The sequence below is a fragment of the Planococcus versutus genome, from assembly GCF_001186155.3.
Lineage (GTDB): Bacteria > Bacillota > Bacilli > Bacillales_A > Planococcaceae > Planococcus > Planococcus versutus.
Genome location: NZ_CP016540.2, coordinates 1,411,500 through 1,435,459, shown reverse-complemented (window position 1 = coordinate 1,435,459; position 23,960 = coordinate 1,411,500). Strand labels below are relative to the sequence as shown.

At 39.1% G+C, this 23,960-nt stretch carries 28 protein-coding genes and 1 other annotated feature; of the genes, 3 read left to right on the top strand and 25 right to left on the bottom strand.

Features of this window, described 5'->3' with window-relative positions; genetic code table 11:
- Positions 1 to 37: 37 nt before the first annotated feature.
- Together hemW and lepA are read right to left on the bottom strand one after the other, a co-directional pair.
- Positions 38 to 1,177 (bottom strand): radical SAM family heme chaperone HemW, encoded by a 1,140-nt coding sequence (gene hemW / locus I858_RS07275; RefSeq protein WP_065524161.1) that lies wholly within the window; start codon positions 1,175 to 1,177, stop codon positions 38 to 40.
- Between the two features lie 60 nt (positions 1,178 to 1,237).
- Positions 1,238 to 3,067: a translation elongation factor 4 gene (gene lepA, locus I858_RS07270; RefSeq protein WP_065524162.1), complete on the bottom strand. Its 1,830-nt coding sequence runs from the start codon at positions 3,065 to 3,067 to the stop codon at positions 1,238 to 1,240.
- A gap of 215 nt (positions 3,068 to 3,282) precedes the next feature.
- Here lepA and rpsT point away from each other — a divergent pair, with 215 nt between their 5' ends.
- Entirely contained in the window at positions 3,283 to 3,534 is a 252-nt protein-coding gene (gene rpsT / locus I858_RS07265) for a 30S ribosomal protein S20 (RefSeq protein ID WP_065524163.1), read from the top strand.
- A 41-nt stretch (positions 3,535 to 3,575) separates the two neighbouring features.
- On the opposite strand, the gene holA is transcribed toward rpsT, so the two are convergent.
- Complete coding sequence (gene holA, locus I858_RS07260; RefSeq protein ID WP_065524164.1) at positions 3,576 to 4,604, bottom strand: DNA polymerase III subunit delta; 1,029 nt, start codon at positions 4,602 to 4,604, stop codon at positions 3,576 to 3,578.
- Positions 4,605 to 4,761: 157 nt separating this feature from the next.
- Here holA and I858_RS07255 point away from each other — a divergent pair, with 157 nt between their 5' ends.
- Positions 4,762 to 4,896, top strand: a complete 135-nt coding sequence (locus I858_RS07255; RefSeq protein WP_006828710.1) for a YqzM family protein — start codon at positions 4,762 to 4,764, stop codon at positions 4,894 to 4,896.
- Positions 4,897 to 4,985: 89 nt separating this feature from the next.
- Here I858_RS07255 and I858_RS07250 read toward each other — a convergent pair whose 3' ends face one another.
- The 12 genes from I858_RS07250 to I858_RS07195 form a co-directional block, all read right to left on the bottom strand.
- On the bottom strand, positions 4,986 to 7,154 hold the full coding sequence (locus I858_RS07250) for a DNA internalization-related competence protein ComEC/Rec2 (RefSeq protein WP_239457225.1): 2,169 nt from the start codon (positions 7,152 to 7,154) through the stop codon (positions 4,986 to 4,988).
- 104 nt (positions 7,155 to 7,258) lie between these two features.
- Positions 7,259 to 7,831 (bottom strand): ComE operon protein 2, encoded by a 573-nt coding sequence (locus I858_RS07245; RefSeq protein WP_065524166.1) that lies wholly within the window; start codon positions 7,829 to 7,831, stop codon positions 7,259 to 7,261.
- Positions 7,832 to 7,913: 82 nt separating this feature from the next.
- Entirely contained in the window at positions 7,914 to 8,543 is a 630-nt protein-coding gene (locus I858_RS07240; protein ID WP_065524167.1) for a helix-hairpin-helix domain-containing protein, read from the bottom strand.
- 117 nt (positions 8,544 to 8,660) lie between these two features.
- A complete protein-coding gene (locus I858_RS07235; RefSeq protein ID WP_065524168.1) occupies positions 8,661 to 9,383 on the bottom strand; it encodes a class I SAM-dependent DNA methyltransferase in 723 nt (240 codons plus the stop codon).
- On the bottom strand, positions 9,380 to 9,718 hold the full coding sequence (gene rsfS, locus I858_RS07230) for a ribosome silencing factor (protein WP_065524169.1): 339 nt from the start codon (positions 9,716 to 9,718) through the stop codon (positions 9,380 to 9,382). The genes I858_RS07235 and rsfS overlap by 4 nt, the downstream gene beginning before the upstream one ends.
- Complete coding sequence (gene yqeK / locus I858_RS07225) at positions 9,715 to 10,290, bottom strand: bis(5'-nucleosyl)-tetraphosphatase (symmetrical) YqeK (protein ID WP_065524170.1); 576 nt, start codon at positions 10,288 to 10,290, stop codon at positions 9,715 to 9,717. Before yqeK ends, rsfS begins: the two co-directional genes overlap by 4 nt.
- Positions 10,268 to 10,846 carry a nicotinate-nucleotide adenylyltransferase gene (locus I858_RS07220; protein WP_065524171.1) on the bottom strand — a complete coding sequence of 193 codons (579 nt, stop codon included), beginning with the start codon at positions 10,844 to 10,846 and terminating at the stop codon, positions 10,268 to 10,270. Before I858_RS07220 ends, yqeK begins: the two co-directional genes overlap by 23 nt.
- A complete protein-coding gene (yhbY, locus tag I858_RS07215; RefSeq protein WP_038703661.1) occupies positions 10,843 to 11,142 on the bottom strand; it encodes a ribosome assembly RNA-binding protein YhbY in 300 nt (99 codons plus the stop codon). The genes I858_RS07220 and yhbY overlap by 4 nt, the downstream gene beginning before the upstream one ends.
- Entirely contained in the window at positions 11,129 to 11,956 is an 828-nt protein-coding gene (gene aroE / locus I858_RS07210; RefSeq protein WP_065524172.1) for a shikimate dehydrogenase, read from the bottom strand. The genes yhbY and aroE overlap by 14 nt, the downstream gene beginning before the upstream one ends.
- An 11-nt stretch (positions 11,957 to 11,967) precedes the next feature.
- Positions 11,968 to 13,071 carry a ribosome biogenesis GTPase YqeH gene (gene yqeH, locus I858_RS07205; protein WP_065524173.1) on the bottom strand — a complete coding sequence of 368 codons (1,104 nt, stop codon included), beginning with the start codon at positions 13,069 to 13,071 and terminating at the stop codon, positions 11,968 to 11,970.
- Entirely contained in the window at positions 13,064 to 13,588 is a 525-nt protein-coding gene (locus I858_RS07200; RefSeq protein WP_065524174.1) for a YqeG family HAD IIIA-type phosphatase, read from the bottom strand. Before I858_RS07200 ends, yqeH begins: the two co-directional genes overlap by 8 nt.
- Positions 13,589 to 13,626: 38 nt before the next feature.
- On the bottom strand, positions 13,627 to 14,400 hold the full coding sequence (locus tag I858_RS07195) for a phosphatidylserine decarboxylase (RefSeq protein ID WP_065524175.1): 774 nt from the start codon (positions 14,398 to 14,400) through the stop codon (positions 13,627 to 13,629).
- 95 nt (positions 14,401 to 14,495) lie between these two features.
- Between I858_RS07195 and pssA the strand changes: the two genes are divergently transcribed.
- Positions 14,496 to 15,035, top strand: a complete 540-nt coding sequence (pssA, locus tag I858_RS07190) for a CDP-diacylglycerol--serine O-phosphatidyltransferase (RefSeq protein WP_065524176.1) — start codon at positions 14,496 to 14,498, stop codon at positions 15,033 to 15,035.
- 58 nt (positions 15,036 to 15,093) lie between these two features.
- Here pssA and mtnN read toward each other — a convergent pair whose 3' ends face one another.
- The 10 genes from mtnN to alaS form a co-directional block, all read right to left on the bottom strand.
- On the bottom strand, positions 15,094 to 15,798 hold the full coding sequence (gene mtnN / locus I858_RS07185) for a 5'-methylthioadenosine/S-adenosylhomocysteine nucleosidase (RefSeq protein ID WP_065524177.1): 705 nt from the start codon (positions 15,796 to 15,798) through the stop codon (positions 15,094 to 15,096).
- A gap of 117 nt (positions 15,799 to 15,915) precedes the next feature.
- The gene (locus I858_RS07180; protein WP_065524178.1) at positions 15,916 to 16,605 is read right to left on the bottom strand and encodes a YrrS family protein; all 690 of its coding nucleotides are present in this window, start codon (positions 16,603 to 16,605) and stop codon (positions 15,916 to 15,918) included.
- A gap of 132 nt (positions 16,606 to 16,737) precedes the next feature.
- Positions 16,738 to 17,214, bottom strand: coding sequence for a transcription elongation factor GreA (gene greA / locus I858_RS07175; RefSeq protein ID WP_065524179.1), 477 nt, complete (start codon positions 17,212 to 17,214; stop codon positions 16,738 to 16,740).
- A 76-nt stretch (positions 17,215 to 17,290) separates the two neighbouring features.
- Positions 17,291 to 17,914: a uridine kinase gene (gene udk / locus I858_RS07170; protein ID WP_065524180.1), complete on the bottom strand. Its 624-nt coding sequence runs from the start codon at positions 17,912 to 17,914 to the stop codon at positions 17,291 to 17,293.
- 39 nt (positions 17,915 to 17,953) lie between these two features.
- A complete protein-coding gene (locus tag I858_RS07165; RefSeq protein WP_065524181.1) occupies positions 17,954 to 18,559 on the bottom strand; it encodes an O-methyltransferase in 606 nt (201 codons plus the stop codon).
- A 90-nt stretch (positions 18,560 to 18,649) separates the two neighbouring features.
- Positions 18,650 to 19,774: an endolytic transglycosylase MltG gene (gene mltG, locus I858_RS07160; RefSeq protein WP_157886486.1), complete on the bottom strand. Its 1,125-nt coding sequence runs from the start codon at positions 19,772 to 19,774 to the stop codon at positions 18,650 to 18,652.
- 125 nt (positions 19,775 to 19,899) lie between these two features.
- Positions 19,900 to 20,208, bottom strand: a complete 309-nt coding sequence (locus tag I858_RS07155; protein ID WP_065524182.1) for a DUF1292 domain-containing protein — start codon at positions 20,206 to 20,208, stop codon at positions 19,900 to 19,902.
- Between the two features lie 13 nt (positions 20,209 to 20,221).
- Positions 20,222 to 20,638, bottom strand: a complete 417-nt coding sequence (gene ruvX, locus I858_RS07150) for a Holliday junction resolvase RuvX (protein ID WP_065524183.1) — start codon at positions 20,636 to 20,638, stop codon at positions 20,222 to 20,224.
- 2 nt (positions 20,639 to 20,640) lie between these two features.
- Positions 20,641 to 20,907, bottom strand: coding sequence for an IreB family regulatory phosphoprotein (locus I858_RS07145; protein WP_006828732.1), 267 nt, complete (start codon positions 20,905 to 20,907; stop codon positions 20,641 to 20,643).
- An 89-nt stretch (positions 20,908 to 20,996) separates the two neighbouring features.
- Complete coding sequence (alaS, locus tag I858_RS07140; protein ID WP_065524184.1) at positions 20,997 to 23,621, bottom strand: alanine--tRNA ligase; 2,625 nt, start codon at positions 23,619 to 23,621, stop codon at positions 20,997 to 20,999.
- 41 nt (positions 23,622 to 23,662) lie between these two features.
- Positions 23,663 to 23,872: a binding site (T-box leader), on the bottom strand.
- Positions 23,873 to 23,960 lie beyond the last annotated feature (88 nt).

The window sequence follows — 23,960 nt, the reverse complement described above, 5'->3', positions numbered from 1 at the left end:
ATTAACAAATAAAATCGATAATGTCAACGTAAGAGCTTTAAGCTAATAAAAATTGTTCAAAAACCTCATTGCCAACAAATCGACCTTTGCGAGTCAACCTTACAAAATCACTAGCAATTTCTAAATTTCCTTTGGCCACTTCTTTTTTTAAAATTTCTCCGTAAACGTCTTGAATTGGTTTTTGGAATTTTGTTTGAAAATGAGACAAAGAAACTCCATTGGTTTTACGCAGACCTAAAAACATTTCTTCTTCCATCTTTTCATGAATTGGAACTATATGTGTATCTAGTATTGGTCGCTCATTCGAGTCTAATGGAGACATGTATTTTTTTAATGGTCCTGCATTGGAATACCGAACGCCATCGACGTAACCATGGGCTCCCGCTCCAACGCCAATATATTCCACATTGTTCCAATACAATAAATTATGATGTGACTCATGACCGGGACGCGCAAAGTTGGAAATTTCATATTGCTTTAATCCATGCTGATCCATTTCGTTCATTAATTTTTCGTACATATCCGCTTCTAAATCTTCAGTTATGGTATTGAGCTTGCCTTTTGTCATTAAGTTATAGAAAACTGTTTTCGGTTCAATGATTAACGAATACGCAGAAAAATGTGGCAAGTCAAAAGCAAACGCTCGCTTGAGTGTATCATCCCATTGCTCCATGGTTTGTCCTGGTAATCCGTACATCAAATCAAAACTTAAGTTTTTGAAACCCACTTGACGAGCAGAATCGACTGCTCGTTTAACATCTGAGTTGCTATGTGTTCGGCCAAGGCGTTTTAACAAATCATCGTCGAATGACTGCACACCCATACTCAATCGATTGACGCCTCCGTCGAATAGTACTTGTATTTTATCCTTCGTTAATTCGTCAGGATTGGCTTCTGAAGTCCATTCTAAGTTTGCAGCCATTGGCACGTATTGGTGAATATAAGACAATAATTTCTCTAATTGTGCAGGTGTCAGTGAAGTTGGTGTTCCACCGCCTAAGAAAATCGTCTCGAGTGGTGTGTTAAGAGCACCTTGTTGTTTCCATAAAGCCAGTTCTTTTCCTACGGAATCAATGTAAGCATCTACTGGCTGATCCTTAAAATAAACTTTATTGAAATCGCAGTAAAAACAAATTTGGTGGCAGAATGGAATATGGATGTATAATCCTTTTACCATTTTATTTCCTCTTTTCTAATAACAAAAGGAGGCTGAAAATTCTCGCCTCCTTTTTTCGTTTTATTTGGATTGGTCGTCCATTTTGAGGATCGCCATAAATGCTTCTTGTGGCACTTCCACAGATCCAACTTGCTTCATGCGTTTTTTACCTTCTTTTTGCTTGTCTAAAAGTTTCCGTTTGCGGGAAATGTCTCCACCGTAACATTTAGCAAGAACGTTTTTACGAATTGCACTGATCGTTTGACGAGCTACGATTTTTTGACCGATAGCCGCTTGAATTGGCACCTCGAATTGCTGACGAGGAATTAGATTTCTCAACTTATCGACGATAATTTTGCCACGTTCGTAAGCGAAGTCACTGTGAACAATAAAGCTTAGTGCATCCACATGCTCGGAGTTCAGAAGAATATCCATTTTAACAAGCTTGGATTCTTTATAGCCGATCAATTCGTAATCGAAAGAAGCGTATCCTTTTGTCCCCGATTTCAACTGATCAAAAAAATCATAAACAATTTCAGCAAGAGGCAATTCATAAATAATACTGACACGAATGTCGTCAACATAATCCATCGTTAAGAAGTTACCACGCTTTCGCTGACAAATTTCCATAACAGCACCCACATAATCATTGGGCACCATGACCGTTGCTTTGACATAAGGTTCTTCAACTAGTTGAATTTTTTGTGCATTCGGCATCATCGCAGGATTATCAATTTTCAAAACTTCTCCGTCTGTCATATGAACATCGTAAATTACACTTGGCGCAGTAGTAATCAAATCAATCTTAAACTCACGCTCAATGCGTTCTTGAATAATTTCCATATGCAAAAGACCTAGGAACCCACAGCGATAACCAAAACCAAGTGCTTGAGAAGACTCAGGCTCAAACTGCAGAGCGGCATCGTTCAATTCCAATTTTTCTAGTGCATCGCGTAAGTCATTATATTTTGACGTATCAATTGGATACAGACCACAATAAACCATTGGATTTAATCGGCGATAGCCAGGTAATGCTGTTGTTGCTGGATTATTGGCAAGCGTAATGGTATCACCAACTGTCGAATCGCCAACGTTTTTAATAGCAGCAGTCAAAAACCCAACATCGCCAACCGTCAGTTCCTCGCGAAGAGTCGCATGAGGAGTGAATACGCCTGCTTCTATTACTTCAAATTCTTTTCCAGAAGCCATCATCTTAATGCGGTCTCCAGGTTTTACGGTTCCTTGAACAATCCGAATATACGCTACAACGCCGCGATAAGGATCATAAAGAGAATCAAAAATCAAAGCTTGTAATGGCGCATCGGGATTTCCCGTCGGTGCAGGGACTTTCTCCACGATTTGTTCGAGAATTTCTTCAATTCCAATTCCTGCTTTTGCTGAAGCCAATACTGCTTCAGAAGCATCCAAGCCAATTACTTCTTCAATTTCTTGACGTACGCGCTCTGGATCAGCAGCAGGTAAGTCAATTTTGTTGATAACCGGTAGAATTTCCAAATCATTATCTAGCGCCAAATAAACGTTCGCTAAAGTTTGTGCTTCAATTCCTTGTGCTGCATCGACAACAAGGACTGCTCCTTCGCAAGCTGCTAGACTGCGTGATACTTCATAAGTAAAATCCACATGTCCTGGAGTGTCAATCAAATGCATAATATAAATTTCTCCATCTTTTGCTTTATAATTAAGCTGAACAGCATTCAATTTAATCGTAATCCCACGTTCTCGTTCAAGATCCATAGAATCAAGAGATTGTGCTTTCATTTCACGGGTAGTCAGTGCTTCTGTTTTTTCTAAAATTCGGTCCGCCAGCGTAGATTTACCGTGGTCAATATGTGCAATAATCGAGAAATTGCGGATTTTACTTTGCCGGGATAGTCTTTCCTCATTATTCATTCTCTTCACTCCTATATAAACTACTATGAATTATAGCAGTACAGCAAGCATTGAGCAATGAAAGCCCGCGAATTCATTTCACTGTCAAGGGAAACTTCTTTGCACGTAACTATTGCATTCTAGTCGCTGATTTGATAAAATAACTGATGTTGTATAGAGACATTAAAGTGTCGGGAGGATTCTCGCTCTTTCATATTGTCTAGGAGGTGAAAGATATGCCGAACATTAAATCTGCAATTAAACGTGTGCGCACAAACGAAAGCAAAAATGCTCAAAACTCACATGTAAAATCAGCAATGCGTTCTTCTGTTAAAAAAGCTGACACAGCTTTGACTAATAAAGAAGAAAACGCTAGCGATTCTGTAAAAGTGGCGATTCAACAAGTAGAAAAAGCAGCTTCTAAAGGCTTGATCCACAAAAACACTGCAGCTCGTAAAAAATCTCGCTTGATGAAATTACAAGCGTAAAACATAAAAAAGCCGGTTCCTCGAAAAAGGAACCGGCTTTTTTATTGTTTGGTTTGTCTTGCTCGCTTCATTAAGAAAAATTCGAGAATGCGCTCACGGTTGCCATTCAGTGTTTTTAGTTGCAAATCAATATCGGCTAAATCACCTAACACTTGCAACAAGCGTTTTTCCGATATTTGCTGACGTTTCTCTACAAGCAATTTCACTCGGTACGGATGCGCTTTTAACTGCTTAGAAATTTGCTGTGCGTGATACCCTTTTTTCTGCAAATAATAAACTTGTATCATAAAACGGATTTGAGAAGCCAGTAACGCTGTTAGCGCTACTGGTTCTTCTTTTTGTCGCAATAAATCATAATAAACACTAAGCGCTCCACTCACATTGCCATCTAAATAGGATTGCAACATTTTAAATGCATCTTGTTCGAGTGTTCTCGCCGTCATTTGTTCTACAAGATCTACCGTGATTTCTTCATCATTTTCACCTAAGTACAATGACATCTTTTCAATTTCCGAAGATAATTGTGTAAGGTTTGTCCCAGCCATTTCCATCAATCGTTGCGCAGCTTTTAATTGAATGCTTTTGCCAAAATTTTTCGCTTCATGCATTAACCACGTTTCTAAATCATTAGCTTGCAGTGATTTAGCTTCAATCAGCACAGTGTGCTGTTTCATTAGCTTGGTCACTTTTTTTCGTTCGTCTAGTTTTTCATAAGGTGCAACAAAAATTGTTACTGAACTACTCGGTGGATGTTCAAGCCACGTTTCTAACACTTTTATATCGTGATTGATTTTTTCTTTGCCACGCTCTGCTGCTTTTAAAAACGACGCATTGCGTGCAATAATCAACTTGCGGTCACTAAAAAAAGGAATGGTGTCTGCTTCATCAATAACATGTTCAACCGGCATTTCGTCTAAATCAAAAAAAGATAGTTCCAATTCGCCACCAGCCGTTAATTTATCTTTTAACAAGTCTAAGGTTTTTTCAATAAAATAGCTTTCTGTCCCTACAATGAGATAAACAGGGTCTATTTGTCCGCTGCGTATCGACTTCCACACGGAAGTAATCATTTTATCAGCCTCCCCTTCTTCTACTATATCTGATTTTTAACACTTTGTGTATTTGACAGTTATGTGTCATCATTGAAATTCGCCAATTAAAGCTTACTTCAATCTAGATTTTTCTGAAGTCTTCGCTTATAATTAGAAGGAATTAGGAGGGATTTCAATGAATGAATTTGAACAGAATGTACAGTCCAAACGTAACGATGCAATCGACGCTGGAATGGGCTTCGTCGTATCCTTTGGATTTTTCGCCCTTATCTTTATCATTGCTGGAGTTGTACAATTCGCAGCGCGGTAATTAACCCATAAAAAAGACGCTGGTTTTTGTAACCGGCGTCTTTTTTATGTGCTTGGAAAATCCAATCTAACAGATATGTTCACTTTTTTTTAGCGCATTGTTTTAATTTCTACTACTTTACCGTTGTAAAGTAGTTGGATGGTTCCGTTTTCTGCGGTATTCATAGTAGTCAAATCTGCTTCGTTAAATCGCTCAACAACTTCTGGACTAGGATGTCCATAGCGATTGTCTTTGCCCGTTGAAAAAATAGATAAGGCTGGATTCAATACTGATAAAAATTTGACACTACTGGACGTTTTGCTGCCGTGGTGTCCAACTTTTAACACCGTCAGTCCAGCAAGTTCTTTGCTGTACGATTCAAGCAATTCGTTCTCACCTTTAGCTTCTAAGTCTCCTATAAATAAAATTCGGTAGTCTCCCGTTTCCATCAATAAAACAAGTGAGTCATTATTGCCTTCATAATTGGCATCTGTGGGTGACAAATACGTGAACTGTGTATTATCCACATGCCAAGTTGAATCCGCGCCTGGAAAAACTACTTCTGTCTTTTTAATGTGCGGTGCTAATTGAACCATCAAAGGATTTGTTGCAGAACCTGGCGTTACATGCAGTTTATCCACTGGAAACAAATCAAAAATCTCATCTGCTCCTTCTGCGTGGTCTGCATCAGGATGTGAAAGAATAAAAGCATCAATTGAAGAAATACCATTTCCTTTTAAATAAGGCGCAACAACTTGTCGTCCAATCTCGTACGGTCGCTTTTTTTCTTTAAACGCTTCTGTATCAAAACGCAACAATCCTCCACTGTCCACTAAATAAACCGCTTGTCGATAAGGTAGTTCAATTAGCGCGCTATCGCCTTGTCCAACATCTAAAAATGTTACTTTTAAGCGTCCATCTAAATACGGGAATGCTGTAATTAGTAAAGCTGGTATCACTAAAATAAGCAACTGCGATAACTTAAATCGGCGTTCTGCTAAACAATAAAATACATATACACTACTTATTAATAAAATAAATGAACGAACTCCCGGCTTTCCAGGTGTCCATAGCTGATGAGGCAAACTCGCTAGCCATTTCATCAACTGATCAATCCAATCACGCAACGGTTCATAAAAATAAAACAAAACGTCTGCTGCTGGTGGGAATATAACAGTCAAAAACAGTAATAAAAAATTTGCCGGTAAAATCAATAATGTAAACAATGGAACAAACAAGCTATTAACTACAAAGGCTGACAACGATAATTCATAAAAGTAAACCAGTAACAATGGATATAACGTTACTTGAGAGATAAAAGTAATAACAAAACCCATTTTTAGAGGAGAATGAATTTTTTCTAGTAGCTTCCTAGAGTAAACAATGCCGAAAGTGGCACCATACGATAACTGAAAGCCAATTTTGTACATAATATATGGATTCCATAAAATAAAAACAATCATACTAGTTAACATAATATTTGCAAGTGGAAACTTAAAATTAAACAACTTCCCCAGAAGAACAACTGATACCATGCTAACAGCTCGCCAAACAGAAGGCGCACCACCTGCAATAATGGCATACAAAGGCAAAACGATCAGTAACGCAATTAATGCATTTTCTTTTCGAACATGCAAACGAATGAGTAAAAAATACAACAATCCCGAAGCAATCCCCACATGAAGTCCTGAAATTGCAAACAAATGAGAAATACCAAGCGTTTGGTACATTCTTTGATCTTCGGAGTCCATATTTTCACGCTCTCCGATTAATAATGCTTCCGCTTCTGTCGCTAAACTTTTAGGAAAGTGTTCACGTATATGGAATTGTATCAAATCTCTTTGCTTTAATAATTTGGTAATCCACGTACTACTTTTTGCTGTACCGTCCAAAGACTGAATGATCAGGAGTTTTGCTGCACCATTATGCTGTAAGTAATTATTCATATTAAACGAATAACGATGCGACGGCTCAGAAGGTGCTTCAAAAATCCCCCTCACTTGAAAATGAGAATGATCTACCAAACTTTCCAATTGGTCTTTTTGTTCCATGGAATTCACTCGATAACGTGCATAGACAACTGTGTCGTCTTCTAAAACTGCAAATCCTCTTAAACTATCACCGTCGATTATAGCACCCGGACGAAAGAGAAGTTCCCCAGAATACGGTTGTGTATACTCAAAATTATCTTGACTGCGAAAATCTTGAATTGCATAAAGAGCACAAGCAACTAAAAAAACCACACACATCAGTTTCAAACTTTCTTTTTTCCAGCACATCCAACTAAAAAGCAGCACCATGAACACGAGTTTATCCGCTGTTTCATGTGCTGCATATGTAGTTAAGATAGTAGCCGTTGCTAAATAAAGAAAAGTCGTCGCTGTTATACTTCGATTTCTCCGAATAATTGGTTCACCCGTTCATTATAATGGGCCAACTCTTCTTCGCTTCCACCTTTTTCACGCAACTTTTCGAGCAATTCGATGTAGAGAGCTGATTTTTCGACACTTAAAAAGTCGATTTTTCGCTCATCAAATACAACTTGTACCACTTCAACGCCTGCTTGTTCTAATAACTCTATCGCGTATTCATGATTTTTATAGTCGGTTGCATAATACAATCGCGCAATGCCTGATTGAATAATTGATTTCGTACATTGAAGACAAGGAAAATGGCTCACATACATGTCAGCTCCATTAACACTGACGCCGTATTTTGCACATTGCAACAATGCATTCATTTCTGCATGGATTGTTCGCACACAATGGCCATCTACCACATAACATCCTTTATCGATGCAATGGTCTCCACCTGAAATAGATCCATTATAGCCACCAGCCATAATTCTTCGATCACGAACAATTGTTGCTCCAACTGCTAATCGTGTACAAGTACTTCTAAGTGCGAGTAAATGGCTTTGTGCCATAAAAAATTGGTCCCACGTTATTCGCTTCATTTAATTGCCTCCTGCTTGTGTAGTTAAAATAAGTGTAGCAGAGGCGACAGTTTCGTCAACCGTCTTTTGGTATACAAGGTTTCTATTTTGCAGTGATCAACTCTTTTAATTGTTCAAAAGTTTTGTCACCGATACCGGTAACTTCTGTTAATTCTTCAGGTGCTTGAAAATGTCCAATTTCGTCACGGTAGGCAAGAATTGCAGCGGCTTTGGAAGGCCCTATACCAGGCAGTTCCATCAATTCAGTTTCTGTTGCCCGATTTATATTAATAAGGCCACCTGCATCACCTGTAGCAGCTTGAGGTATTGTGGAAACAACAATTTCTTCACCAGTAGCCGGTACATAAAGGCTGGTTTCATCGATAACGATTAACGCTAAATTGATCGCGCGACTATCGGCTTCGGCTGTAAATCCTCCAGCTGCTTGAATCGCATCTTGCATGCGAGAACCTGCAGGAAGTTCATAAACTCCGGGTTTAACTACTTGACCTTTTACATCAATCATTAAAGGTAATTGAGTTTCAATTGTTTCGTTTTCTGGGGTTTCTGTCTGCTGAGGGGATTCAGCGTTGATCAGTTCGAGTGAAGTTGAAGTAGTTGTCTCTTGTGCTCCTTGAGAAAAAACCAAATAAATCAAAAGCGCCATGATGGCGACCGCGGGGATCAGCAGCCATACAAACTTGTTCTGAAGTTGAGAAAGATTCACCAGCATTCCTCGTTTCTGGAGGAGGCAATTAAATAGAAGCTGTTTGAATTATACAATAATTTGAATATGGTTGTCTATTTTTTTCTAAGAAAAAACCATCTACTCGAGGTAGATGGCTTAGACTTATTTTCTAGCACAAAAGAAAATACGTTCACTTGCATTGTCTGGTAAGTGAGTTGAAAAATCTGCCGTCACTGACTCAAGCGAAAATCCAGCGGCTTCCAGCCAATTTGTATAAACAGCGATCGGAAACGTCCGTTGTTCATGCGTTTCTTCAAATCGTTCAAACAAGTTACCTTGTTGAACAAAAAAAGTTATGTCGTGAACAACACTGTGCGTAAATTCACCAGATTCTGTATGCCAAATATACGCAATTTCTTCCGCATCGTAAACAAATGGACTGTTCATGTAAACCGTGTCTACTTTAAAAATGGAATGCACATCAAAAAAGAAATAGCCTCCTTGATTTAAGGCTTTATAAACTTCTTTAAAAGTTTGTTGAACTTGCTGTTCCGTTTGCAAATAATTTAGCGAATCAATTGCAAGTGTCACGAGGTCAAAACCAGTTAAACCTTCTAAGTTATCCATTGACAATTGCAAGACTGGAATCGACTGGTTTGCTTCTTGAAACCGTTGATTGGCAATTGTTAGCATGTCATCAGACAAATCACTCGCAGTTACGTCATAGCCCATTTCAGCAAAAAGCTGTGACAATGTGCCAGTTCCACACGCGACATCCAGCAATTTGCCAGATGAAACGTGAGAAGCGACCCACTCCACATACTCTTCATAAGGAATATCTTCCATCAGTCCATCATAGACTGCGGCAAATTTTCCGTATTTCATATTTCCATTTGCGGAGCTTCTCTCCACAGACGTTCAAGGTTGTAATACGAGCGTTCGTCTTTATGGAAGACATGTGCGACCACATCACCAAGGTCAACAAGAATCCAACGTGCCGAATCAAAACCTTCCATGCTTTTCACTTCGTGTCCTTCTTCGTGAGCTTTGTCCATAATCTCTTTTGCGATTGATTGAACTTGACGATCTGAATTTCCTGTACAGATGACAAAGTAGTCAGCCAATAACGAAATACCCTCCATATTTAACACAACGATGTCTTCTGCCTTTTTATCTTCTGCTGCGTTATACGCTACTTGTAGTAAAGTTTCTTTAGTCATTCTTTCACTTTCCCTTTCTGTTGCACGAAGCCTTCATAACACTTCAGTGAATCCGGAAACACCGGTTGATTTTTTGATTTTAAAAATTCGATAGAATGTTTAACTGCGGCTTCCATCATAACATCCAATCCTTGATCTTTTAATTGTCGCAATTCTTCAACACCCGAAAATTTGCGATGAGGTTCAACCAAGTCTGCAATATATACAACTTTTTCTAGGCTCGACATTCCATCACGCCCTGTTGTGTGAAAACGAATTGCATTAAGCACATCTTCATCTTCGACTCCAAATTCTGTTTTCGCTACGTACGCTCCTACAGGTGCATGCCAAAGTTCAGAATGATACTCGAGTAACAAGGGATCCAATTTCTCAGATTCAATAATGGATTTCATCCAGTCTCGATCTGAAAACTTCGCAATGTCGTGCAAAATCGCAGCGGTTTTGGCATTGGCTTCAGAAATTCGGAATTTTTTTGCAAGTTCAGTAGCGGTTTCCATAACACCAAGCACATGATTATAGCGATTTTCTGGAAGACGCTCTTTCACGATTTCAAGCATTTGGTTGTGATCCATATAAACGCTCCTTTCGAATAAAAGCTTCTACTTTTTCAGGAACTAAGTATGTTAACGGGTGATTAGTAGCAGCACGTTCTCTTAACATTGTTGAAGACAGTGACAATTCGGGTGAGTCAATCATCATCACTGGATAAGTTGTCTGTGCATTATACCCCGGTCGTTGAACACCTATAAAGCAAACCAACTCGACTAATTCATCTATTCGATACCAAGAAGACAATCCCTCTACCATGTCGCCACCGATAATAAAATAGAATTCGACATCGGGTTCACGTTCCGATAATTTCGTTAATGTATCAAAAGAATAGGATACCCCACCATTTTTAATTTCAAGGTCTTCTACTTTGAATTGAGCATGATTGGAAACTGCTAGTTTAGTCATGGCAAGACGCTCTGTGGCACTTGCTCCCGCAACTTCTTTATGAGGCGCAATGTAATTGGGCATAAAACGAACTTCGTCTAGTTCAGCTGCATAGAGCGCTTCACTAGCCATGATTAAATGGCCGAGATGAGGTGGGTTAAATGTCCCACCTAATATCCCTACTTTTTTCATCTTTTGACAGGCAACTCAATTCGTTTATTGTTGACTGATTGTTTGTAGAGAACAACCGTATGACCAATTAATTGAACCAATTGTGATTTTGTTCCTTTAGCCAAAGCTTTTGCCACTTCGTCTTTGCCATCTTCATTGTTTTGCAGAATACTGATTTTTACTAATTCACGTTTTTCTAATGCTTCTTTGATTTGAACGAGCATAGCATCACTAACGCCACCTTTGCCTACTTGGAAAATAGGTGCAAGATGATGTGCTTCGCTTTTCAAAAAGCTTTTTTGTTTAGTTGTTAACATAAGTGCCTCCTAGTTTTTCTGTGATCAATTGGATCATTTTTTCAGTATTTGGCTGTACGCCTGTCCATTGTTCAAAAGCAATCGCTCCTTGATAAACAAACATGCCTACGCCATTTAATGTCACGCAATTTTTTTCTGCTGCTTTTTTCAAAAAAGGTGTTTCTAGTGGCGTGTAAATAATATCCGCAACCAAAGTTCCTGCCTTTACGCCATTTAATGAAATCGGCAGTGCTTCACTTGTCGTCAAACCGACAGAGGTTGTTTGAACCAGAACTTCAAATTCGACTAAACGTTCTTCAGATTCAGTGAGTGTAATTGCAGAACTTTGTATTTCTGTAGCTAGTTCTTCTGCTCGCCGGTAGGTCCGATTAGTAATCGTAATGTCCATAAACCCTGCGCGCTTTAAAGCATATGCAATTCCTCTAGCAGCACCGCCCGCTCCAATTAATAACACTTTAGCCGTCTTATCAACGTCATGAACTAACAACGACCGCACAAAACCGTCTCCGTCGGTATTTAGACCACTATATTCAGCGCCGTCAAAACTTACTGTATTCACAGCGTTCATTTGCATCGCACTTTTCTCTAACTTTCCAAGTAACGGAACAATCGATCGTTTATGCGGAAGCGTAATGTTAAAGCCACTAATTCCTAACGTTTTCATCGCTTCGAATGATTTTTCAAGCTGCGATGGTTCCACATGAATGGGTAAATAAGCAGCATCAATCTCATGTTCATCAAACCATGCTTCGTGCATAAATGGAGATAAGGAGTGAGTAATCGGATCTCCGATTACCGCGTACCATTTTTTCATCAGAAAACCTCCTAGATTAACGATGGACGCAATAGCACTTCTACACCTTTAGGTGCATGAGCTGCTACGACAGCATTGCCATGTTGAATTGTGATCCAACCAAGTCCTGAAAATACAATATCCATTTTTGCATCTTTAATGCTAAATTCGTGACGCACCAATTCTGGAAAATCGTCTTTATATTCAGCTGAAGGTGGTGCTAACATATCGCCTAAATGTTGTTCATATAAAGCGTCTGCATTGTCCAGTTTCGTCCGGTGAATTGGCAAATCGTTCGCAATATGAACCGTAAACGACGAACGCTCACCTTGAATAAAGTCAAAACGTGCCAAACCACCAATGAATAAAGTTTGTTCTGCATTTAATTGAAATACGCGTGGCTTGATTTCTTTTTTCGGCATAATTTGTTTAAGATCTGCCGTTTTTAAGTGATGAGCTAATTGATGATGATTGATGATTCCCGGCGTATCATACAATGACCGTTTATCGTCTAATGGAATTTCAATCATATCTAAAGTCGTTCCAGGAAAATGTGAAGTCGTAATGACATCCGCTTGTCCTGTCGCTTGTTTAATAACGCGGTTAATAAATGTTGATTTCCCCACATTTGTACAGCCCACGACATAAACATCTTTGCCTTTACGATATTTCTCGATTGCTTCCATTGCTTCTGAAACGCCGGTTCCACGATGTGCACTCACCGTTAACACATCAATCGGCTGCAATCCTAATTTTTTGGCTTCTTGTTTCATCCAGTGAATCAATTTAGGTTGCTTAACCGATTTGGGCAGCAAGTCTGATTTGTTAGCAATTAGCAAAATATCATTATTTCCAACAAAACGGTGAAGACCCGGAAGCCAGCTTCCATTAAAGTCAAAAATATCAACAATTTTCACAATCAGACCATCGCGTTCGCCCAAGCCGTTTAAAATGCGTAAAAAATCATCGTCTGTTAACGAAACCGGTTGAAGCTCGTTGTAATTTTTTAAGCGGAAACAACGTTGGCAAATAATTTCATCTTTTTCTAAAGAAGACGGAGGTGCATACCCTACCGCGTTTTTGTTTTCAGTTTGAATCTGTACACCGCATCCGATGCAAGTTGGCATTTCACTCATTTTTTTCCTCCCACATCAATTGTCCTTTTTCTTTTAATTTCTTCATAATTCGACGTTCCATTCTTCGATTAAAGCGAGTAAAAAACCCATCTGACTGAGCTACCGGCAAGACAAGAATCGTATGCATCTTATTTCGATTGCCTCCGAAAATATCCGTTAGCATTTGATCTCCAATAACCACTACTTGTCCTCTTTTGGCTTCCATGATACGGAGTGCCTTACGAAAAGCATGGCCCATTGGTTTACGCGCTTGGAAAATAAACGGAATGCCTAAAGGATCCGCAAACGATTTAACACGCAATTCTTTATTGTTTGAAACGATGACCACTTGTATGCCGGCGTCTTTCATTGATTTTAACCAATCAATCAATTGAGGTGTTGCCTCTGGACGATCCCACTCTACAAGAGTATTGTCTAAATCCGTAATAATGCCTTTAATGTTTTTTTCAATTAACGTTTCTGGTTTAATATCAAAAACTTCTTTTACATACTCACTTGGTACAAAATTTTGATACAATGCGACTCACTCCTGTTTCCCGAACTTAATTCTATTGATTATACCATATTTCCTAGTGCTTCTCCCATCTTGATCTGTTGTCTATTAGACACATCTTCGACAAATTCAATGCAGTCTTTTTCAAAAAATAGCACTACTGTCGAACCAAAACTGAAATAACCCACTTCTCTGCCTTTTACCCAAACACTTCCAGTTTCAGTCAATTTGATCGAGTTAACGAACATCGCGCCGACTTTCACTACTAACATCTTGCCAAATTCAGTTTCAAGTTCTGTAATCATTCGGTAATTGCCACTGATTGGTGTTTTTCCATAGTGTAAACCAACTGCATTGACGGGATATGATTTCTTCCCTAAAACATACTGTTTTGTCACATTTCCTGTAGCTGGGCTGTGGATACGGTGATAATCTGCTGGTGATAAATACAGTACAGCATATTTTCCGCCTTCGTATCGATCAGCCATTTTTTTTTCTCCTAATAGATCTGCTAAAGAGTATTGTTGTCCTTTCACCAAAAACTGACTGTCTTTTTGGACATCTCCTGCAATTTCAACTTTGCCATCTACTGGTGAGATAATAGTAGATAAAGCTACTTGGCGACTTTCGACAGTTAATTTACGGACAAAAAAGTCATGGAGTGTTGGAAAACTTTCTACTGATTGTATAATATCAGTTGTTTCAATCTGATAAGTTTTAATATAACTCGGAATAAATTTTCCACTTTTAGGAGAACTAGCAAATTGACGAATCAAACTTGAAGTAAAAGCTCCGTTCGTGAGTTCAATCAAACGTTGGTACAAATATTTTTTCATCGAGATGCCTCCGTTGTTAAATTAGTCTACCATTTTTTTACCTTTGACAGTATAATAGATTGAACAAGTTTACAAAAAAGAAGGAGTGTTTTCCATTGTTGATAATAGAAAGAATGGATCACACCATTAAAAAACTAAGATCGCAGACCGCTAATACGATTACGGTCGGCAATATGCTGTTTGGCGGAGCTTCACTTATGGCAACTTTAAATGGAGCTTATAGCTATAGTGTACTATTTATATTTATTGCGGCTTTTTTGGACCGCTTTGACGGTATGGTGGCAAGAAAACTCAACCAAGAATCTGATTTAGGAAAACAGCTCGATTCGATGAGTGATATTCTTTCTTTTGGTGTCGCACCTGCAATTTTAATTTATCAACTTGTGCTATCAGACTTTGGAATTGCAGGTATGGCTTTTACCGTACTTTACATCTCAGCTGGTGCTTTTCGACTGGCACGATTTAATATCTCGGAGTCTGCTGGATACTTTATTGGCTTGCCAATTACAGCTGCTGGCACAGTCGTTACTTTGTCTTATTTCGGACTTTCGGTCTTTTCACCCGTTGTTTACATGTTCTTATTTATCATCTGTGCTATTTTAATGGTTAGCACATTCACATTGAAAAAAGTTTAAAAAGCTGTGGACGTTGAGTAAACGTCACAGCTTTTTTTGTTTTCTAATTTTCAACGAGTTAAATACGTGCTGCTAACTGGCCAATCACATTAAGAACGATTTCTGTAGAATGTTTAGCGGCTAGAGGTAAAAATTCTTCAAAAGAAACAGATGATTCTTTTCCAGCAATATCAGACAACGCACGAATAACTACAAATGCTACGTCAAATTGGTAGCACACTTGCGCAACTGCAGCAGCTTCCATATCAGCTGCTTTCATCGCAGGAAAGTCTGTACGCACTTTTAACACGCGCTGCGGGTCATTCATAAACGAATCTCCAGTCGCAATCAAACCAACAGCATATTCATGCTGAGCAATTTCTTGTACTGCTTTAATAGCGAGCTCAATTAGCTCTTCATTAGATACAAACGCTGCTGGTAATTGTGGCACTTGACCGATTTCATAACCAAAAACCGTTACGTCTACATCGTGATGACGAACTTCATCCGAAATAATGACTGTTCCCACTTCAAGTTCTTCATCAAATCCGCCAGCTGAACCAATATTGATGACAATGTCAGGCTGGTAATGCTGAAGCAATATCGTGGTCGCCATGGCTGCATTTACTTTACCAATACCACTTTTCAATAAGACGATCTCTTGTTTTTCGTATGTACCTAATGTGAATTCACATCTTGCGGTTTCTTCTGTTTGTGCATTCTGTAATCTACTTCTTAGTAATTGAACTTCTTCTTCCATCGCACCAATTATGCCGATTTTCATTTGTTGATTCCTCATTTCTTCTTCAATTTCCTCTATCTAGTATAAATCAATTTTGTGTCTTATCGCAAACCCGCAACAGTCTATAATGATGTTTATGCAAAAGAAAAGACGCCTCGATTAGTAGGCGCCGTTCAATGTTTTTAGGACGTCCATTTTTACTGGTTTCCAGCCTTCACCGTCAATCCATTCCATATGGACACGGTATTTTTCAGATTCGTCTTTAGACTGCACAGTCGCAATTGACTTTTGCGGTCCTCCACCATTCTTAATCATCATGACATACATATTGTTTACATCGAGTCCTGTAGCATAAGAAACAGCGTTGACTTTTTCATTCCAGTCTGTAGAATTTTTTTGATATACTGACACGTGATTTCCTTTTTGCTTAGTACCAATTGGTTCCCAGCTTGTGTTAATCACAGTTTCTTCTACGATTGGATCATTTGAATCTTCGCGCGTAATGGTTCCACCTTTTATAGCAGATTCTTCTTTTTCTTTTTCAGCTTTTTCTTTTTCGGCTTTTTCTTCAGCTTTTTTAGCAGATTCTTTTTCTTCTTCAGTTGCCTCATTCTCTTCGCCAGCGTCTCCACCTTCATCAGAGTCACTCGTTTGTTCATTAGTTTCAGACGAAACTGTTACTTCCGGTTTTTGAGCTTGATCGTCTCCTCCGTTAAATAACATAGAAACTCCAATGATTAAAATCAAAGCAAACACCAAACCGATCATGATATTTAAAATCCGATTTGAACGATTTTTTTTGTTTTTCTTTTTTAAACGAGAAGGATAAGGCTTTTCTTCGTTAGTCATTGAATGTTCCTCCTTTCTCTTTAGTTTAGCATTAAATCAGTATGACAAATTTGACGTTTTAAGAATACTTTCGTTTCAATTATAGTTCACTTAATGAGAAACAGCCATTCTTTTTACAGAATGGCCGTCTTATTACGTGATTGAAATAATTTTAATTTCCATTTCTCCACCCGGTGTTAGCACTCTAACAACTTCACCAATAGTGCGGCCAATCATGCTTTTAGCAATAGGTGAATCATTCGAAATACGCCCTTCTAGTGGATCTGCTTCTGCTGACCCTACAATTGTGTAGGACTCTTTGTCACCGTCTGGAACTTCAACAAATGTAACTGTTGTTCCTAAACGAACGACGTCTTTATTTAATTCATTTTCATTTATAATAACCGCGTTGCGGACCATCGATTCAAGTGTTGAGATGCGACCTTCTACGAAAGCTTGGTCTTCTTTCGCTGAGTCGTACTCAGCATTCTCAGACAAATCTCCAAAATCACGTGCGATTTTAATTCGTTCTACTACTTCTTTACGTTTAATCGTTTTCAAAAAGTCTAATTCATCTTCCAACTTCTGCTTTCCTGCGGCTGTCATTGGAAATTGTTTTTCGTTAGCCATTCTTCCCACTCCTTCAAATGCTGACCCCGATGCCTTTATCCGTCAGTCTCGTATCATCATATTATAGTTTCACAATCTATTCAAGAATAGTTTTAATTTTTGTAACCATTAAATCGATTGCCACTTCATTTTGTCCGCCTTCTGGAATAATCACATCGGCGTAGCGTTTTGTCGGTTCAATAAATTGATTGTGCATTGGACGAACAACTGTTAAATATTGTTCAATAACCGAATCGATTGTACGGCCACGTTCATTGATGTCACGCAATAAGCGACGTATGATGCGCAAGTCGCCGTCTGTATCGACAAATAATTTGATATTCATCAATTCACGTAAACGCGGATCTTCAAGTACCAATATGCCTTCTAGGATGATAACATCTTTTGGTTCGATCAATATTGATTCTTCAGCACGCGTATGTAATGCGTAATTATAAACAGGTTTTTCAATCGGTCGGCGTTCAAGCAAGTCATTAATATGCTCAATTAGCAAGTCCGTATCAAATGCTAAAGGATGGTCATAGTTTGTTTCCAATCGTTCTTCAAAAGCCAAATGACTTTGATCTTTATAATAATAGTCTTGCTCGATGACGACCACCGAGTTTTCTTTAAACACTTCATAGATTGAATTCGTTACACTCGTTTTCCCCGAGCCCGAACCTCCTGCGATCCCAATGACGACCGGCTGTTTATTAGACATATCATTTAGCTCCTTGAACCTTCTTTTTTGTGTGCAGTTTTACTTTTTACGGCAAACCATAATGCCATCTCCTGAAGATAATAATTCTGTTTCGTATTCCGAATGACTAAACATACGTTCTTTAAAAATCGACAAATTCCGTATCATTGTCCGCTTTCTTTTTGGCACTTCTGAAAGAGGTAAATCTGCAAGTCCGTGCATCGCCATATTGTCACAATAGATAATGCCACCTGTTGTTAATAAAGATTCATACTTTTCAAAAAAACGTTCATACTGACCTTTTGCAGCATCTATAAAGATGGCATCATATTGTGGTTTTAACTCACTTAACGAAAGTACTAGTGCATCCGCATGAAAGATTCGAATACGCTCTTCCATATCCGCCTGTGCAATAAACACCAAGGCTTGTTGGTAACGAGGTTCATCACGTTCTATCGTATCTACTGTACATGTTGGTAAAGCTTCCGACATTTTAATCGCAGAAAACCCAATCGCTGCACCAATTTCTAAAATAGCTTGAGGTTGTTGAACCTTTAAAAGCTCAAGCAATTCGTCTATTCCTTGATCTTCCATAATTGGTACATGATACGTCTTAGCATAGTCTTTGATCGCTTTAAACGTCTTTGATAGTTGATTGTCCACCATGAAAAAAGCTCCTTTTCGACTCCACAAAAATCAATTCACATCTTATCATAAAAAGAGAAGGAAAGCGAGGACGCTTCCTTCTCGTGGTGCTTATTGGCCAATATACTTGTCTCGATTTTTCAAATGTTCATCATATGTTTTAGCAAAATGGTTTATGCCTTCTTTATCAGCTAAGAAATAGAAATACTGAGTATCGGCAGGATCGAGCACTGCTTGAATCGAGGAAAGTCCAGCATTTGCGATAGGTCCTGGTGGCAACCCTTTATTTTGGTAAGTACTGTAAGGATCTTCATATTCATAATCTTTATTAAATAACCGCTCTTTGTGTTTACCCATTGCATAAATGACAGTTGGATCTGTTTGCAATGGCATCTCATCAGCTAGACGATTGTAAAAAACACTAGCAATTGTTTCGCGATCTGATTGTGCTGTTGCTTCTTCTTCTAATAAGGAAGCAAAAGTTACTAGCCAATGAGGTGATTTTTCCAATTCTTCTAAAACGCTTTGGTACTGCAACACATTTGCTTGCGTTGTATTAAGCATTTGTTCAATTAAGACAGTTAACGAAGGATCTTCATCAAAAATCGGGTATGTCGCTGGGAACAAATAGCCTTCAAGTGGAAATTTCACATCTTCTGCCAGAATCTCATCTGTCAGCAACTCTGGATATTTAACCATCAATTCTGCAACGTACTCTGGGTTGTTTACTTTTTCTAGAAATTCTTCAGCTGTATAATCGGTATTTTTTGCAATTACATTTTCTGCAATCTCTACAAGCGTTATGCCTTCTGGAACGTTAATGGTGTAGAGTGGTTCGCGATAAACTTTGCCACTTTTTAAGCTTTCAGTAATTTCATCTAAAGTCATAGATGGCAACAAATCATATGTTCCTGCTTGAAATTCTGATTCGTTTTTGAATTTAACATAGTATTTGTATACACGCGCATCTTCAATCACTTTGTTTTCTTCAAGCAATGCTGAAATGCTATCCAAATTGGAACCAATCGGTACTTCAACTGTGATGATTTTTTCTGAATCAGGATCTACTGGATCTAAAGCATTGCTAATGTAACTATAAGTTCGAAATCCTGCAATCCCAATGACAATCAATAAGACTAGCGCAATGATAAATACGATGCGTCGGACGATTCTCACTTCCTTCTTTTTTTCTTTCATGCGTTCAAACATGACTTCTCTTTTCGACTTTTTCCCCACGGGTTTTCCCCCTAGCTTTTCTGTTCTACGGAAGTTGAACAGCGTTTATTCAACTCTGTACAGTATACAAGAAAAGTATACAAAAGAAAAAGGTGGAATCAGCAATCAATTCCACCTTTTTCTTTTTAAAGCTCTTCGTTTTCTTCTTCTTCGTCAAGAAACGTGTTTAACATTTCTTCGATCATATCCCACTCTGCGTCAGTTTCTACTGGGCGAAGCTCTCCGCCACCTACAGTTTCATCTGATTCAGGGTTTTCTGTGAAAGAAGATGCATGAATTTCAATCTCGCCTTCATCGTCTTCTTCAGCACCAAGCGGGAAATACAATACGTAAGATTTTCCGAAATCTGCTGATTCAAATGTAAATAGTACTTCAAATAATTGTTCGTTGCCGTTTTCATCTACGACCGTAATGTGTTCTTGTCCGTGTTCCATTTACGTCACCTCATTATTTTTTAAAATCAAGATAGCCTTGCAAAATCATAACTGCTGCCATCTTGTCGATCACTTTTTTGCGATTTTTCCGGCTAACATCTGCAGATATTAACATCTTCTCTGCAGCCGACGTCGTCAACCGTTCATCCCATAGGACTACCGGTATACTATACGCTTCTTTTAACAACTCTGCAAATCTTTCAGATGCTTCAGCGCGCGGTCCAATTGAGTTGTTCATGTTTTTCGGATAGCCAACAACTGCTTCAGTTACTTCATATTGCTTGATAAGTTCACCAAGTCGAGCCATGCCGAATTCTTCAATCGCTTCATTTATTTTGACGGTTTCGATTCCTTGCGCTGTCCACCCCATGGGGTCACTGATTGCAACTCCAACTGTTTTCGAACCGACATCAAGTCCCATTATGCGCATGTTTATTCCTCGTTATTCTTTTTAATATAGAACTTTACAAGTTCTTCTAGTATTTCATCTCGTTCCAGTTTGCGTATCATGTTTCGCGCATCCTGATGGCGAGGAATATAAGCCGGATCACCTGATAATAAATATCCAACAATCTGATTGATTGGGTTATAACCTTTTTCTTCAAGTGCTGAATGAACTTGAAGCATTACTTGCTTGACTTCTTGTTCCATCGACTCATCAGAAGAATCGAATTTCATAGTACGATCAAATGAACTCACGACAAGCACCTCGCTTTCGGATTTTAAATAGCAATTATTGCTCCTGCTGTCTGATTCTCATTATAACCGATAGTGTAGATTTATTAAACCTATTTAACTAGGTTATAAACAGATTCGAGTGCCGCTTCTAATTGATTAGCATCTTTTGCGCCTGCCATTGCCATGTCAGGTCGCCCTCCGCCTTTACCACCACATTGTTCCGCTACATATTTAACGATTTGTCCCGCGTGGTAATCGCCACCTGCTAAATCTTTTGTTACACCTGCAGCAAGCATGACTTTGTCACCATCTACTGCCCCTAGTACGATTACAGCTTTGTTCATTTTCGACTTTAAGTCGTCCATCATTTGGCGCAATTGGTTATTGTCTTTTGCTTCTACTTTCACAGATAACACGGTAATGTCGCCCACTTTTTGAGCTGCGTCTAAAATTCCAGCTGATTGTGCATTTGAAATTTTCGCCAACAAGGATTCGTTTTCACGTTGCATAGATTTTATTTCTACTTGAACCGACTGGACTTTTTGAATCATGTCGCGCGGAGAAGATTTCAATAGACCTGCTGCCTGCTCTAATACGTGTTCGCTGTCTTTAAAGCTTTCATATGCGCCTTTCCCTGTTAAGGCTTCAATTCTGCGTACTCCAGCACCAATTCCGCTTTCTGAAACAATTTTAAACAAGCCGATTTCCGATGTATTGAATACATGAACACCACCACATAATTCTAAAGAATAGTCGCCAATTTCAACAACACGAACAACTTCTCCATATTTCTCACCAAACAAGGCCATTGCGCCCATCTCTTTTGCTTCTTGTAAATTGTGATAGCCTGTTTGCACTGCGATGCCTTCCCATACTTTTTCGTTTACGATGTGCTCGATTTTTTTTAACTCTTCTTTTGTCACTTGGCCAAAGTGAGAAAAGTCAAATCGTAAACGATCTGGTCCTACATAAGACCCCGCTTGGTTTACATGCGTTCCCAGTGTATCTTTTAACGCTTGGTGAAGAAGGTGTGTTGCTGTATGGTTTTTCACTGTATGACGACGCAATGCTGCATCTACTTGAGCCACTACAGTCGATTTTGTCAGTTCTCCACTTTCAACACGAACCGTATGCAAGTTTTGGCCGTTTGGTGCTTTTTTAACAGTTAAAACGGTTGCTTGAACCAAATCATTGCTCAAAACTCCGCGGTCAGCAATTTGTCCGCCACTTTCTGCGTAAAACGGAGTTTGATCTAATATCACGTCTACTTCTTCGCCTTCGTGAGCATATTCAGCTAGTTTTCCGTCTTTGATCATAACCAAAACTTCCGCATTTGCAACGGTTTGGCTATAGCCAATAAATTCACTCGTTTCTTTCAAATTGCCAAGTACTTCCGATTGCGTTTGCATAGAGTTGACGTCTTGACGCGCGTTTCTTGCACGATCACGCTGAGCTTGCATCGCTGCTTCAAAGCCTTCATGGTCGATGCTCATGCCTTCTTCTTCTGCATATTCCTCAGTCAATTCAACTGGAAAGCCATACGTGTCGTACAAACGAAATGCATCTTCACCCGGGATTTCAGTTTGCCCGTCTGCTTTTTGTTTTTCTACTACCGAAGACAAAATCGCTAAGCCGTCATGAAGCGTTTCGTGGAAACGTTGTTCTTCTAGTTTCATCACACGAACGATAAAGTCTTGTTTGTCGTTTACTTCGGGGTAGAAGCTCTTCATAATGTCTCCAACCACTGGTACTAGTTCAAACAAGAATGGTTTTTCAACGCCTAATTTTTTCGCATAACGAACTGCGCGACGTAATAAACGACGTAACACATAACCGCGTCCCTCGTTAGATGGAAGTGCTCCGTCACCAATCGCAAATGCAACCGTACGGATGTGGTCGGCAATCACTTTAAACGCCATATCCATATCCGCATCTTCGCCGTACGTTTTCCCTGAAATTTCTTCTGTTTTTCGGATAATCGGTACGAATAAATCCGTGTCGTAGTTGGTTGGTACGTCTTGAGCCACACAAGCCATGCGCTCTAAGCCCATTCCTGTATCGATATTTTGTTTAGGCAGCAATGTGTAGGTGTGATCTGAGTTGTGGTTGAATTGCGAGAACACCAAGTTCCAAATTTCCAAATAACGATTATTTTCGCCACCTGGATAAAGTTCAGGATCAGTCAAATCGTTGCCATAGCTTTCGCCGCGATCGTAGAAAATTTCAGAGTTCGGACCACTTGGGCCTTCGCCGATATCCCAAAAATTCCCTTCTAAACGAATGATGCGCTCCGCAGGTACACCCACTTCATTTAACCAAATCGCATATGCTTCTTCGTCTTCTGGATGAACTGTTACAGAAAGTTTTTCAGCATCAAAACCGATCCATTTGTCGTCCGTTAAAAATTCCCAAGCCCAGTGAATCGCTTCGGTTTTAAAGTATTCGCCAATTGAAAAGTTCCCAAGCATTTCGAAAAACGTATGATGACGCGCTGTTTTCCCGACGTTTTCAATATCATTTGTGCGAATAGATTTCTGTGCGTTTACGATTCGTGGATTATTTGGAATGACGCGACCATCAAAGTATTTCTTCAATGTAGCAACACCACTGTTAATCCATAACAAAGAAGGATCTTCAAAAGGCACAAGCGGTGCACTTGGCTCCTGATCGTGACCTTTTTCTTTAAAGAAATCGATATACATTTGTCTAATATCTTCAGCTTTTAAATGTTTCATGTGTTTTTCCTCCTCAACATAATAAAAAGCCCTCATCCCAAAAAAGGGACGAAGGCTTTATTTCGCGGTACCACCCTAGTTACACAAAGCAGAACGCTCTGTGTCTCTCGAACACCTTAACGCGGTTCAACGGCAGGAATTAGCTGCACTCCAGAGTAGCTTTCTAAAATCGAATGTCGTCGGAGTCTTTCAGCCTAGGATTCCATTTCTTTTCGAATGCGATTTTATACTGTCTCCATCAATGTGTTTGTCTATCAGTCTAATTTGAATTATAGAAAAAGCTTTGCGTGATGTCAATAGCGACGTGAAGAAATCGCTCCAGGCGGACGCTTTCCGGGG